The organism is Pedobacter sp. AK013 (genome assembly GCF_014205835.1).
GTDB lineage: Bacteria > Bacteroidota > Bacteroidia > Sphingobacteriales > Sphingobacteriaceae > Pedobacter.
On the sequence record NZ_JACHCQ010000050.1, the window covers coordinates 1 to 12,565 of the forward strand.

Consider the following 12,565-nt stretch of genomic DNA (forward strand, 5'->3'; position numbering starts at 1 on the left):
GGACCTTAGAAATAGATTTTAAAACATAAACAACCTTAATTAGCCAATAAGCCTTATTTATCTTCAATAATCAATTTTAACCGGACAACAGTGAACCTGATTGGGAATGACGATATATCAATATTAAAATTCTTTGAGACAGCTACTCAACTTAATATTCTTAAAAAGTGCAGGCAATTTTACCATAAACATAGCGCCCGTTAAAGCCGAACTGGCTTACTGCCCTGGGATATAAAAATCTACCGTTCGAAGTATTATCTAATCCCCCCGAATAATTACTCGCCGCGTCTCCACTCAAATTATTTGCATTATTACGTGGGTTAATGTATAATTTATCGGGATAAACATCAAAAATATTGTTTGCACCAACGGTTACCGACCATGTCTTGCTTGCTGCGTAACTTACGGAGAAGTCAGTTATCCATTTTGGCGCAAAAGTTTGGTCCAATTGAATGGGTAAACCATTGGCAGGGATATTTGGATCGATGGCGTTTAAATAAGTAACCTCTCCAAACCGAACTGTTCTTGCCACAAATGATAATTTACTCACGTTATAGGTTGCGGTAATGTTCAATTTATTTTTAGGTACGGAACTTTCGAAACGGGAGCGTTCCAAACGATCGAATAATTTCGCTTTCAAAGTTGGGTCGCTTTCAATTTTATCGGAACCCTGTATGCTTCTTACCACGGTTTTGTTTAGATTTCCGGCAACACTTAAAATTAAGCTGCTTTTTGTACCTAAATTGAATCTATTGGTTAAAACCACATCTATTCCTGCGGTATTAGTGGTAATGGCATTGGTAAAAAACTGCACACTGTTAATTTGTGCTGTTGGATCTACGGTATTTAAAATCTGGTTCACGACACCGGTCGGCACTAAAACGCCGCCAGAACGTTCGCGGGCATATTGACTGGAGAAAACAATCCTGTCGCTAATATCAATGTTATAAGCATCAACGGTAAAAGTAAAGGTTTTGGCTATTTTGCCTGCTAATCCTAAACTTCCCGATTTAGAAATTTCAGGTTTTAATGCACCAACACCAAATTGGCCCACAATAGGGTTTGCATTATTTACCGTTAAAACCTGAGTTGCATTTGTGCCAACAAACTGTGTACTCTCATTATTAAAATATTGTTGGTGTAATGAAGGAGCCCTAAAGCCAGTTGCGTAAGCCCCACGTAATGAAACATCTCCAAAAAGCTTAATCTTACCTGTAAATTTATAAGAAAAGTTTGAACCGAAATCACTATAGTTTTCGTAACGGCCAGCTGCTTCTAAAGTTACCCTTGATCCAAACTCAGCTTCCAGATCGGCATAAGCGCCAACGTTATGCCTTGATTTATCCAACGCATTGCTCGGTTTAAATCCAGGAAATACCTGTGCGCCAGACGCAGTAGGGGATGTTCCGATCAACCTTCCACCATTTGAATAGGATAACAGTTCGCCCTCTTTGATCTGATAGTTATCTATCCTAAATTCTCCTCCAAAGGCAGTATTTAACGAAGTTAAAAATCCACCGTCAAAAGTGTGTTTTTTGTTTATATCGAGGTTACTGGTATTCTGTCTGAACAGCAATTCTCCTGCATAAAACGAAGTAGGGCTAGTGCCAGTTGGTAAAGAGGCATTTACCGTGTTGTCAATATTAAACTCAATGGTATTCTCTCCGCTTGTATTACTTAGGTCGTAATCCCAGGTGCCTATTTTACCTCTTAAACCCGCAGAAAATGAATAATCATTGATCTTCGTATCGATAAATGGTAAAAATCCGTTAGGGTAGATCGACAAATCTATCTGAGTGGTTTGTGTCGGTAAACGATAAAAACCTGCCGCACTTCCCGTTTTATGGGTAAAACCTGCTGCATAATAGAGTTGGGTGGTTTTTCCAAAATTAAACTGCCCGTTTAAAAACCCTCCACCATTTTTAGAGTCAGAATTACCAACGCGCATGTTGTTTCTATCCAGGCCATTTGCTGCAGCCCTGGCGTCATCAGCCGCCTTTAAGCTTGCAAAACGGGCCTGAAAAGCAGCTTCGGTTTCTGTTGGACCTTTGGTTGGATTTGCAGAATATAATAAAGGACGGGTATCTAAACCGCCACGGTTGGTGTATCCCCGTTGAAGATATTGTGCAGCAAAATTAATGAAGCCTTTATCATTTTTAAATGCCCAGCCTTTGCTAAAATCAACCTGAAAAGTTCTGCCATCGCTAAAATCGCGCCCTAGCGCACCTGAAGAAGATTGGCCAAAAGAGGTAGAGAAACTATAAGGCGTTATCTTTTTTAACACAATATTGATTACGCCGGCAATGGCATCCGAACCGTATTGTGCGGCAGCGCCATCACGCAAAACTTCGATCCGTTCTATTGCCGAAACCGGAATGGAGTTTAAATCAGTTCCAACAGAACCCCGGCCAAAAGTACCGTTAATGTTTACCAGTGCTGTGGTATGCCTGCGTTTTCCGTTTACCAAAACCAAAACCTGATCTGGTCCTAAACCACGTAAAGAGGCAGGATCGATATGATCGGTTCCATCAGAAACGGTTTGCCGGTTAGAGCTAAAAGATGGTGCCACAAAGTTTAAAATCTGTGTTAAATCTGTCTGCGCAAATACTTTAACGTCTTTTGTAGAGATCAAATCAACAGGGACCACACTTTCAATGTTCGTTCTCGGCGTTGATCTTGATCCGACCACCACTACATCACTTAAAAGTTCTTTCGCATCCTGCAGCACAAAATCCATCGTTTTCACAGTATTATCAATCTGAACGGCTACTTCAGCTGTTTGGTAACCGGTAAAAGAAATCCGGACTTTATAAGCTCCTGCAGAAGGAAACTTTAAGGCATAAAGCCCATTTCCATCAGAAGATGTGCCAATTTTTGAGCCAACTACCTGAAGAGTTGCACCTGGTATTGCTAAGCCGGCTGAATCAGTAACTTTACCTTTTAAGCCTTGCGCAAATAACTGCGCCGACGTTAGAAAGAGGAGAATAGCGAGGGTGTTTTTGAATAAAATTTTGATCATAGTTTATAGGTTTATAAACAATAATAACAATTTTATTACACACTTCCACACAACAACTACCTGATAAAGAACTAAATACTAAAAAACCACCCTTTTCATGTAGATAATTAAAGACAAACGATCGAAAAAATGCAAAAAATTAAATTCCAGGCAAGAAATAAACAAATTATTGAGCAAAATCAACCAAAACACCAACATCGCTCACCTCCAACAGCGGATTATCGCGCATATTCTGCTCAATTTCGATTTCAAACTTGCCATTTCTCGGAAAACGATAATTGGTTAGCATGGGTAAACTATAGCTGAATACGTTTCCAGAACCACTACCCAACCATTCGCCATCATTTTTAGCCAATTTATATTGATAACGTTTGGTTATCATTTTTTTACCATCCTTAAAATGGGCAAGAATAAATATATTGGCGTATTTATAATCTGCGGTATGCCTTAGCTTGAAATAAATATTATAGGCTTTGGTATTGTCTTTTATTTCAAATACTGTCGAAATATGGTTACGGTACGTCCACCTGCGATTGGCAATTTCTACATTGCTATCAATTACGCTGGCTGTACAACCTACAAATAGTGTAATCATCAATAAAAAGCCAAGCAAAATGATATGCTTTTTATTCAGCAGCAGGTTTATTTTCTGAACCATTATTATTGTTTCGGCGGTTGTTATTTTTCCTACGGTTATTTCTATTCTTATTTTTGCTCTGCTCTGGCCTAACACCCTCTGCCGCTACATTCCCTTCAGCTTTTACTACGGGCTTTTGTGCTTGTGGCTGCTGTTTTTGCTTATTGTTTTGAGGTTTTGGCCCATTAACATGCTGTGGTTTCGGAACAGTCTGCTGGGGCTTTTGACCTGCATTTTGCTGCGGTTTTGATCCGTTAGGTTGTTGTTTTCCGCCTTGTTGAGCTTTCTGTGCACCATGCTGAGGCTGTTGAGGTTTATTATTAGCTCCAGCGTTCTTCTCTCCGGCAGGTACTCTTTCTCTTCTATTTTGATTATTGTTGCGGTTGTTTTTCTGGTTATTGTTTTTGTTCTGGTTGTTTTTACCACGAGAACGTTCGTCTAAGCGTGTTAAACTATCCTGACCCACTACATTTTCGTAATCGAAAGATTTTTCTACCACCACAGGCGCCGCAACCTGTACCGCTTCTTCTTTTAAATTAGGTGCTTTTTTACCCGCCTTGTTCATGGCCATGATTTCTTTTACCCGGGCAGCTTTAACCGGAATCCAGTTTTCATCGCCCTGGTAACTAAACCACATGATTTTTTTGAAAATATCTGTCTTTTGATGGCGGGCATACCCCCCTTCTGTATCCAGGTTTTCAATCCTGTCTGGAATATCTTTTAATGCATCTAAATAGGTATCAAGCTCATAATTTAAGCAGCATTTTAATTTGCCGCACTGGCCAGCGAGCTTTAATGTATTTAAAGATAAATTTTGATATCGAGCCGCAGCTGTAGAAACCGTTTTAAAATTGGTTAACCAGGTAGAGCAGCATAACTCGCGGCCACAGGAGCCGATTCCACCTAAACGGCCAGCTTCCTGGCGCATCCCAATCTGGCGCATTTCGATCCGGATACGGAAACTTTCGGCCATTTTTTTTATCAGTTCGCGGAAATCCACACGTCCATCGGCAGTATAAAAAAATGTTGCTTTGGTTTTATCGGCCTGGTAATCTACATCACTGATTTTCATCTGCAAGCGGAGATCGAGTGCCAGTTTACGGGCTTTGTGCATGGTTTCCCATTCCATCCCTTTGGCGGCATTCCATTTCTCCACATCAGCCTCTGTAGCCTTACGGTATATTTTTTTGGTTACCTGATCAAGCGCAGTTTTGCGGCGTTTCATCTGGATACGTACCAATTCGCCGGTAAGCGAAACGTGCCCTACATCAAAGCCTCCGGTTGGTCCTTCAACGGCAACAAGCTCTCCAATTTCGAGGTAAATGTTGTCGTTATTAAGGAAAAACTCTTTGCGTGAGCCTTTAAATTTGATTTCTGTAACCTGAAAAGGCTTATAATTAGAAGGCATATCCAAATTAGACAGCCAATCGTGAACTTCCATTGTTTGGCAACCACCGGTGCCGCATGAGCCATTACTTTTGCATCCATTAGGGGTGCAACCACCACCTGTTGAACAACTTCCACATCCCATATTAATTGTATATATATTGAGTCCCCGCAGGGAGCGTTTTAAACTTGATAATTTTTACCAATTGTAAAGATACATCTAAAAACAGAATTTTCGGGTTTGCGTTTCTTTCAATGTGGTAATGTGCCTTTTCCAGTTCGCCAATTATGGCCTCTGCCATAGGCAAGGTAAGTACATGTGTGCTGAGTTTTTTGGCCGTTTCGAAGGTTAGGGGAGGTAATTTCACCAATTCTTCAGCCCCGCTCAAAATCAAACAACATTCGCGTAAATAATTTACGCCATATTTTAAAAAATTCTTCTGGTTTTCTCTTCCCCACTTGGCTGCCTCGTCGGTAAAATCGATCAGATCAGGCACTTTATTGCCAAATCCCATCCTCAGCCAGGCAGTAAACGTACCAGAGCTATCGTTTTGCGTATCTGCTGCCAGTGCTTTTGCCTCAATTAAATTTCCATCGGCCAAAAATGAATAATCAATAGCCTGGTGCTCGCTTAATCCACTCGCATTTAATAAATATCCTGTCACCTCTTCCGACGAAAGTTTTGGGATTTTCACAATTTGCGTTCTGGATAAAATGGTGGTCAAAATCTGATCCTGACTTTGCGCAATTAATATAAATAAAGTATTAGCAGGTGGTTCTTCAATTAATTTCAACAAGGCATTGCCCGCTTTATCCAGGTATTCGGGAAGCCACATAATTAAAACCTTTGTTTCGGCTTCGAAAGCCTTATAACTTAGCTTTTTAATAATATCGTGGCATTCGGCTATGTTAATGTTAGCCTGTTTATTGGCAGCATCGAGTTTAGAGCGCCAGATATCCATATCGAAATAAGGGTCTTGCATTACCATACCCCGCCATTCTTCCAATACATCTACCGCCGTTTTTACACTTGCCGCGGCAAAAAAAGGATAGGAGAAATGTAGATCAGGATGAATTAAACGTTCGTATTTTCTACAGCTCGAACAGTCACCGCAGCTATCATTTTCGCCTCTGTTAAGGCAATTGATGTATTGTGCATAGGCAATAGCCAGAGGTACAGCGCCAGAACCAGCAGGTGACAAAAACAGTTGCGCATGGCTAATGCGGTTTTCTTTAACCGTTTGCACCAATTGTTGCTTCACTCTTTCCTGTCCTATGATTTCTTTAAACTGCATTTGGTGCAAAATAAGAAATAGATACGAGATTCACACATTCGTTGTTACGATCTTACTTTTGAACCACATTTTTTAAGCGTTAAATAAAGCTCATGACTTCCGTTAACTTATTTGGTCAATATTATTTTGAAAAGCGAGGTCTAGTGCGTTTCGGTTCCGAAAGTCCTGCTATCCCTTCAAGTCCTCGCTGCGCTCCGGGCTTTTCGTTCTATCAGGTTTATTTAACTAAAATCAGTAATTCTTCGGGAACATCAAATAGCGCACTACGCAACTTTACCCAACCGCACTGGTCTGCATCAACTAAACCGACATTGCTAAGTACTATAGGTTTTGCTTTCAAAAAAACAAAAAATAGATTTTTCAGCCAATACAAACATGTTACCAAGGCATTACCACTTAAGTTTACCTATAATTTCAAAAACCTTACCTTTGGGCTTTCATTTTTTAAACGGTGTAAACGCTTTACGCCAAACACCAAACGCATAGCAGATTAATATGCCCAGAATTTTAGCCTTCGATTATGGCACCAAACGCATCGGCATTGCAGTAACCGATCCTTTGCAGATTATTGCAACAGGATTGGACACGGTGCATCCTAAAGATGTGATCGAATATGTTAAAAAGTATATGCTTACCGAGCAAGTGGAAGCTTTTGTCCTCGGCGATCCTAAACAAATGGATGGTTCTCCGTCCGATTCGGCACAACATGTAAAAGGTTTTGCCACACTGTTAAAAAAATCATTCCCCGATATCCCCAGGCACTGGGTTGATGAGCGTTTTACCTCTAAACTTGCCCATCAGGCCATTATGCAAAGCGGTTTAAAAAAAATGGACAGAAGGGATAAAGATAGAGTTGATACCATCGCCGCAACCATCATTTTACAATATTTTATGGAAAGTAACCGTTTATAATCAACAAATGAGCCTAATAAACGACGATTTACAGGATTTACTAATTGCTTATTGCGAACCTGAAAGCGAACTGCTTCAACAGATAGATCGCGAAACCAATCTTAAAGTTTTAATGCCCCGTATGCTATCTGGCCACTATCAGGGCCGGGTTTTGAGCATGCTCAGCAAAATGATTTCCCCCAGAAGGATTTTAGAAATCGGCACTTTTACCGGCTATGCCACTTTATGCCTTGCTGAGGGCTTAACCAAAGATGGCGTGGTGTATACGCTGGATATTAATGAAGAATTGGAAGATATGGTTCGCCAGAACTTTGCCCAATCTGCATTTAACCATCAGATCAACTATATCTTAGGCGATGCCACCGCTACAATAGCAGACTTAGACGAAGTTTTCGATATTGTTTTTATCGATGCCGACAAGAAAAACAATGGCACCTATTACGATCTCATTTTTGATCGCGTTCGCCCTGGCGGGATTATTATTGTGGATAATGTACTATGGAGTGGAAAAGTACTTCAGGAGAAACAGGATAAAGACACCAGAAATATTACTAGTTTTAATGATAAAATAGCTGCAGATGAACGGGTTGAGAAATTAATATTACCTGTTCGGGATGGTTTGTTTGTGATTAGGAAAAACTGATGATGGCTTAATGGTCTATTAACCAAAAAAGAAATGAAGAAAATTTTTACTTTTTGTCTGCTCCTTTTAACAACGATTATTGTTAAGGCACAAGACACAGAAGATTATATTGCAGAGCATGTAGAATATGCGCAGGGTTTAATGCACGATCATAAAATTCCGGCCAGTGTTATTTTAGCTGTTGCCATCCATGAATCGGCTGCCGGAAGCAGTAAAATAGCACAACACCTTAATAATCATTTTGGAGTAAAAGGCCCGAACAACAATACCGAAATCAGGTCATCTTACCGAGATTATTTAAATGCAGATGAGTCTTACAGCCATTTTGTAGAGATTATGGAAACCCGAGAGCCTTTTAATAATCTTTTTGAAAAATACGATCAATACGATTACAAAGGCTGGGCTTATGGAATACACCGCTGTGGTTACGCCAGAAGTAGAAGCTGGGCCAACCAGGTAATTGGCTTAATTAAAAAATACGAACTCTATCAATACGATGAGCGGCCAGAGGGGTATGAAGAGCCTGTGTATGCAGCACCTGTTAGGCACCGAGCAAAAAACAGAAGAACAACAAAAAGTTATACCGTAAAATCTGGCGATAACCTGAGCATAATTGCCAAAAAGAAAGGCACAACCGTGAAGTCCCTCATGCAGAAAAACGGCATTAAAAAGGCAAACTTAAAACCAGGACAAAAGTTACGGTTTTGAGTCTTGAATCCATAGTCATGAGTCCGAAGTCGAATCCAACAACGAACTTCATTCAGTTCACAATTAACCAGTTAACCGATTTAAACCATTAACCCCATATGCGTTCATATAACCATTACATCCTTATAGCAGCAATACTCATCTTTTTTAGTTCGTGCGGTACGCGGAAATTTTCTAAAAACAACAAACAGATCGAAAAGGAAGCCAACAAAGCCAATAATAACTCGTACAAAAGCTATAATACCTTAAGTTATATTGATGAGTTTAAAGGCGTAGCTATAGAAGAAATGAACTCAGCCGGTATTCCTGCAAGTATTACTTTAGCACAGGGTATTTTAGAATCGGGCAGTGGAAATAGCGATTTGGCCAAGTATGCCAATAACCATTTCGGCATTAAATGTACTTCAGAGTGGAAAGGAAAAAACTATTTCCGTGATGACGACCAGAAAAACGACTGTTTTAGGGTATATAAAGATGCGCGCGAATCTTTTAGAGATCATTCTGAGTTTTTAAAACGCAAACGTTACAGTTTTCTTTTCCAGTTGGATAAGAACGATTATAAAAGTTGGGCGCAGGGATTAAAAACAGCAGGCTATGCAACCAATCCAAAATATCCCGACCTGTTGATCAATACCATCGAAAAATACCAGCTCTACCAGTACGATCAACCAGAAAGCGAGAAGCAAAAGATTGCCCGCGAAGATCGTGTCTTTACGGAAATCAATCAAAATATTCCACAAGAGAAAGCTAAGTTTACACCCGTCGAAACACCGCCTGCTGGCGCCAAGCCAATTCTTGCCGATGGCACTTACACCGTTGTTAAAGGAGACACACTTTATAATATTGCAAAACGCTTTAATTTAACGGTCGATCAGTTAAAAATGCTGAACGAGATGAATACCGACGCCATTAAGCTAGGTCAAACGCTTAAGGTTAAATAATGTTAAGTACAAACATAGCCTGGCAGATATTTGTAGTTTTGTAGCTTAATGAAGTTTTTTATTTCCTTTATACTTGCTTTCGGCTGCTGTACGTTGCTTTATGCACAAAATAAACCTGTGCAGGGAATTGTTATTGATAAAGAAACCAAGCAGCGTTTGGCCAAGGTTTATATTTATAACATCCGTACGGGTGATGGTTTGTACAACAATACGAAAGGCGAATTTAGCACCTTTGCGCTACCAGGCGATACCTTGGTTGCAGCTTTATCGGGCTACGGTGTAGATACTATTGTTTTTAAAGGACAAACAGCTGCCTACTTTCAACTCAGATCGCTTGGCATCAGACTGCGTGACGTAGTTATTCAGCAAAAAAAATTAAGCCCGCAGCAGCAATACGAAAAAAATGTTCAGGAATATCGTTACCAAACCATGAAGGGAAGTAGTAAAGATTTATTGAATTTAGGCAACGGTGGTGTTGGTTTGGGTATCGATGCAATTTATAACCTGTTAAGCAGACAAGGAAGAAATGCCCGTCACCTTCAAAAAATCCTAGAAAAAGATTATCGTGAAGAATTGATTGATTATCGTTTCAATGCCAGCCTGGTTAGTCAGGTATTAGGCATAAAAGACGCTGAACTGACAGATTTTATGCAGCAATATCGCCCAACTTATCAATTTGTATTAGACGCAACAGATTATGCTTTTAATCTTTTTATCAGGAATGCCTATAAAAGCTACAGGCTAAATCCTAAAGCCTTACAATTACCTACATTGCCTAAAATAAAGATCGATAAGTTGTGAAAGCGCCCATCCTGATTGTTAAAAAACTTCCGGCGGCGGGCATGGCAATCTTTCCGTTTATCCTGCTAAAATCGGCAAAGCTTAAAAACGATCCGGAGATTATTAATCATGAGAAAATCCATCTGCGCCAGCAGCTAGAATTGCTTGTATTCCCATTTTATACCCTGTACCTGCTTAACTACCTGATCAACCTCGTCAGATACAAAAAACACGATCTGGCCTATCGGAACATTATTTTTGAGAAGGAGGCTTACGATTATGAAACCGACTTAAATTACCTAAAAAATGGCAATTGGTATGGTTGGATCAAAAAGATGTGAAACTGCCGCTTTCACTTTAGCTTCAATTGTCGTTCTGGTAATCATTTTGTTAAATGCTTTTTATCTCTAAAATTTTTCTTTTTCTTTGTAGATAATGAAGAACTGTTTAACTGCCATAATCCTGATTCTAAGTTTCTGCTCTACAAAATTATGTGCACAGGAAATCGATACTATTCCGATCAATACAAAAGACCTGAATATAAAGTTAAAGCGTAGTCCCTTACCAAGCAGACAAGGGCCATTAAACTTTGAGCCTGTAAAAATTAAGCCTTTGGTGGTAAACGCTAAGATTAATTACTGGAAAACAAGAACCAACATCGGCATCAATATTAACCAGGCTCAATTTAGTAACAACTGGAAAGGTGGTGGTACCAATTCTGTGGCTGTTGGAGCGCTGTTAAACTGGAAGGCAGAATATAACAAAGACAGCTACAGCTATGTAAGCGAACTTGTTTTGCAGTATGGTAAAATCAAAAACAAAGATCAGCTGCAAAAGAAAACCAACGACCGTATTTTTTGGGATAATAAAGCTTCTTTCCAACTCTCTAAAAGCTGGTTCTTTTTCGGATCATTAAGTTTTGAATCCCAATTCGATAACGGTTATTCTTACAGTGTCACAAACGGTCAAGAAACCGCTACACTGATTTCAAAATTTATGGGTCCAGGTTATTTAACAGAATCTATCGGTTTTGAGTATAAACCTGTTAAATATTTTTCTACCCGTATAGGTACAGGTACTGCACGCCAGACTTTTGTTTTAGACGAAAAGCTTTTTCTTGATCCGGTTGATAATACCAAACCGCCAAAAGCTACTGTTTTTGGGGTAGAGTATGGCAAAAAAGTACGTAATGAGCTGGCTTTTCAGATTGTAAGTGCATTTGATAAGGATATATTTACCAATACAAATCTTAAGGCACGTTATCAGATGTTCATTCCGTATAAGGATTTTAAGCCCAGCAATATTGATCACCGTTTAGATGTTGCATTAACGGCAAAAATCAATCGCTTTATGAACACGAGTTTAACTGGCGTACTCCTGTTCGATAAGGATACCGGTACCAATAAAATACAGGCGAACCAAACTTTAGCGCTGGGTTTTGGCTTTACCTTCCCTAGATAGGTTAGGCACCACCAACCTTACCGATTTCCCAATATGGCATCGTAACAATCTGCCTAAAGCTTACCCCCCTTTGCTTTAGGTACTTTTTAAAATGCTGTATCGATTTTGCTCTTCCGGTTAGATAAAAAGTAGCATTTTGCCACATTTCCCAGCACATGGGGTGCATATTTTCCATCCAGCTGATGGCATTTTTGGCCGGAGTATCCACATCGGAAGGCACTACATCAATTAACAGATTTAGCTGTTTAACTGAGCAAAGATTCTCTTCCTGCAACTCTAAAATACCAAAATATTCCACATCCTCATCTACCACTTTTTTCCCAAGCGATTCGTACAAACCCAGGCTGGTTTCATCACCAAAAAAGAAATGTTGGTTAGATTCTTCCTTATATTTAATTCTCGCGCGGTCTAGAATAAGCTTTAGCGTATCTCCTTTTTGAATATTCACAGCCAAACTGTGCCCTGGCCCCTGTCTGTTTAAATAAAAGATAACTTCGCAGGTTTCTTCCATTCTATCAAAGGCAGATAGGGTATAATGCCGATATTCGTTTGCATTAACCCTAAGCAGCACTTCCATACCCGGAATAAATTTAGCATCAAAAAAATCGCCTTTAAAAGTAACACACTTTAAATTGCTGCTTAACATTTTAGTTTCTACAACTTCTACTTGATATATTTTATTGCTGATCACTTTTTCTACTGTATTGGCCAGCCATGATGGTAATTTTGGCATCGTATTCTTTTGTTTAGTAACTTTGAACAAAAGTAATGGTCTAACAAGTG

13 protein-coding genes are annotated in these 12,565 nt (G+C 39.6%); 8 read left to right on the forward strand and 5 right to left on the reverse strand.

Translation table 11 applies throughout. The annotated features are described in order from the left end of the window. Positions 1-160: 160 nt before the first annotated feature. The 4 genes from HDC90_RS23175 to HDC90_RS23190 all read right to left on the reverse strand — a co-directional run bounded on the left by HDC90_RS23175 (position 161) and on the right by HDC90_RS23190 (position 6,337). Positions 161-3,019: a TonB-dependent receptor gene (locus tag HDC90_RS23175; protein WP_184470719.1), complete on the reverse strand. Its 2,859-nt coding sequence runs from the start codon at positions 3,017-3,019 to the stop codon at positions 161-163. Positions 3,020-3,185: 166 nt separating this feature from the next. Beyond that, entirely contained in the window at positions 3,186-3,677 is a 492-nt protein-coding gene (locus tag HDC90_RS23180; protein ID WP_184470721.1) for a gliding motility lipoprotein GldH, read from the reverse strand. Continuing rightward, positions 3,646-5,187 (reverse strand): regulatory iron-sulfur-containing complex subunit RicT, encoded by a 1,542-nt coding sequence (locus tag HDC90_RS23185; protein ID WP_184470723.1) that lies wholly within the window; start codon positions 5,185-5,187, stop codon positions 3,646-3,648. Before HDC90_RS23185 ends, HDC90_RS23180 begins: the two co-directional genes overlap by 32 nt. Before the next feature lies 1 nt (position 5,188). Beyond that, positions 5,189-6,337, reverse strand: a complete 1,149-nt coding sequence (locus HDC90_RS23190) for an ATP-binding protein (protein ID WP_184470725.1) — start codon at positions 6,335-6,337, stop codon at positions 5,189-5,191. 92 nt (positions 6,338-6,429) lie between these two features. Between HDC90_RS23190 and HDC90_RS23195 the strand changes: the two genes are divergently transcribed. The 8 genes from HDC90_RS23195 (at position 6,430) to HDC90_RS23230 (ending at position 11,782) form a co-directional block, all read left to right on the forward strand. Then, positions 6,430-6,831 (forward strand): hypothetical protein, encoded by a 402-nt coding sequence (locus HDC90_RS23195; protein WP_184470727.1) that lies wholly within the window; start codon positions 6,430-6,432, stop codon positions 6,829-6,831. A 1-nt stretch (position 6,832) separates the two neighbouring features. Further along, positions 6,833-7,249, forward strand: a complete 417-nt coding sequence (ruvX, locus tag HDC90_RS23200) for a Holliday junction resolvase RuvX (RefSeq protein ID WP_184470729.1) — start codon at positions 6,833-6,835, stop codon at positions 7,247-7,249. Between the two features lie 7 nt (positions 7,250-7,256). Beyond that, entirely contained in the window at positions 7,257-7,892 is a 636-nt protein-coding gene (locus HDC90_RS23205; protein WP_184470731.1) for an O-methyltransferase, read from the forward strand. A gap of 33 nt (positions 7,893-7,925) precedes the next feature. Continuing rightward, positions 7,926-8,600 carry a glucosaminidase domain-containing protein gene (locus HDC90_RS23210; protein ID WP_184470733.1) on the forward strand — a complete coding sequence of 225 codons (675 nt, stop codon included), beginning with the start codon at positions 7,926-7,928 and terminating at the stop codon, positions 8,598-8,600. Positions 8,601-8,698: 98 nt separating this feature from the next. Further along, the gene (locus tag HDC90_RS23215; protein WP_184470735.1) at positions 8,699-9,541 is read left to right on the forward strand and encodes a glucosaminidase domain-containing protein; all 843 of its coding nucleotides are present in this window, start codon (positions 8,699-8,701) and stop codon (positions 9,539-9,541) included. A gap of 48 nt (positions 9,542-9,589) precedes the next feature. Beyond that, positions 9,590-10,342 carry a hypothetical protein gene (locus HDC90_RS23220; RefSeq protein WP_184470737.1) on the forward strand — a complete coding sequence of 251 codons (753 nt, stop codon included), beginning with the start codon at positions 9,590-9,592 and terminating at the stop codon, positions 10,340-10,342. Continuing rightward, the gene (locus HDC90_RS23225) at positions 10,339-10,662 is read left to right on the forward strand and encodes a hypothetical protein (protein WP_370576667.1); all 324 of its coding nucleotides are present in this window, start codon (positions 10,339-10,341) and stop codon (positions 10,660-10,662) included. The genes HDC90_RS23220 and HDC90_RS23225 overlap by 4 nt, the downstream gene beginning before the upstream one ends. Positions 10,663-10,756: 94 nt before the next feature. Beyond that, positions 10,757-11,782, forward strand: coding sequence for a DUF3078 domain-containing protein (locus HDC90_RS23230; protein WP_184470739.1), 1,026 nt, complete (start codon positions 10,757-10,759; stop codon positions 11,780-11,782). A 1-nt stretch (position 11,783) separates the two neighbouring features. On the opposite strand, the gene HDC90_RS23235 is transcribed toward HDC90_RS23230, so the two are convergent. Then, the gene (locus tag HDC90_RS23235; RefSeq protein ID WP_184470741.1) at positions 11,784-12,515 is read right to left on the reverse strand and encodes a hypothetical protein; all 732 of its coding nucleotides are present in this window, start codon (positions 12,513-12,515) and stop codon (positions 11,784-11,786) included. Between the last annotated feature and the right edge of the window lie 50 nt (positions 12,516-12,565).

Bases quoted from the DNA above. Each gene is read 5' to 3' on its own strand.
- HDC90_RS23195 (WP_184470727.1), top strand. From the start codon at position 6,430: ATGACTTCCGTTAACTTATTTGGTCAATATTATTTTGAAAAGCGAGGT.
- HDC90_RS23215 (WP_184470735.1), top strand. From the start codon at position 8,699: ATGCGTTCATATAACCATTACATCCTTATAGCAGCAATACTCATCTTT.
- HDC90_RS23210 (WP_184470733.1), top strand. From the start codon at position 7,926: ATGAAGAAAATTTTTACTTTTTGTCTGCTCCTTTTAACAACGATTATT.
- HDC90_RS23175 (WP_184470719.1), bottom strand. From the start codon at position 3,019: ATGATCAAAATTTTATTCAAAAACACCCTCGCTATTCTCCTCTTTCTA.
- HDC90_RS23220 (WP_184470737.1), top strand. From the start codon at position 9,590: ATGAAGTTTTTTATTTCCTTTATACTTGCTTTCGGCTGCTGTACGTTG.
- HDC90_RS23235 (WP_184470741.1), bottom strand. From the start codon at position 12,515: ATGCCAAAATTACCATCATGGCTGGCCAATACAGTAGAAAAAGTGATC.
- HDC90_RS23180 (WP_184470721.1), bottom strand. From the start codon at position 3,677: ATGGTTCAGAAAATAAACCTGCTGCTGAATAAAAAGCATATCATTTTG.
- ruvX (WP_184470729.1), top strand. From the start codon at position 6,833: ATGCCCAGAATTTTAGCCTTCGATTATGGCACCAAACGCATCGGCATT.
- HDC90_RS23205 (WP_184470731.1), top strand. From the start codon at position 7,257: ATGAGCCTAATAAACGACGATTTACAGGATTTACTAATTGCTTATTGC.
- HDC90_RS23230 (WP_184470739.1), top strand. From the start codon at position 10,757: ATGAAGAACTGTTTAACTGCCATAATCCTGATTCTAAGTTTCTGCTCT.
- HDC90_RS23185 (WP_184470723.1), bottom strand. From the start codon at position 5,187: ATGGGATGTGGAAGTTGTTCAACAGGTGGTGGTTGCACCCCTAATGGA.
- HDC90_RS23190 (WP_184470725.1), bottom strand. From the start codon at position 6,337: ATGCAGTTTAAAGAAATCATAGGACAGGAAAGAGTGAAGCAACAATTG.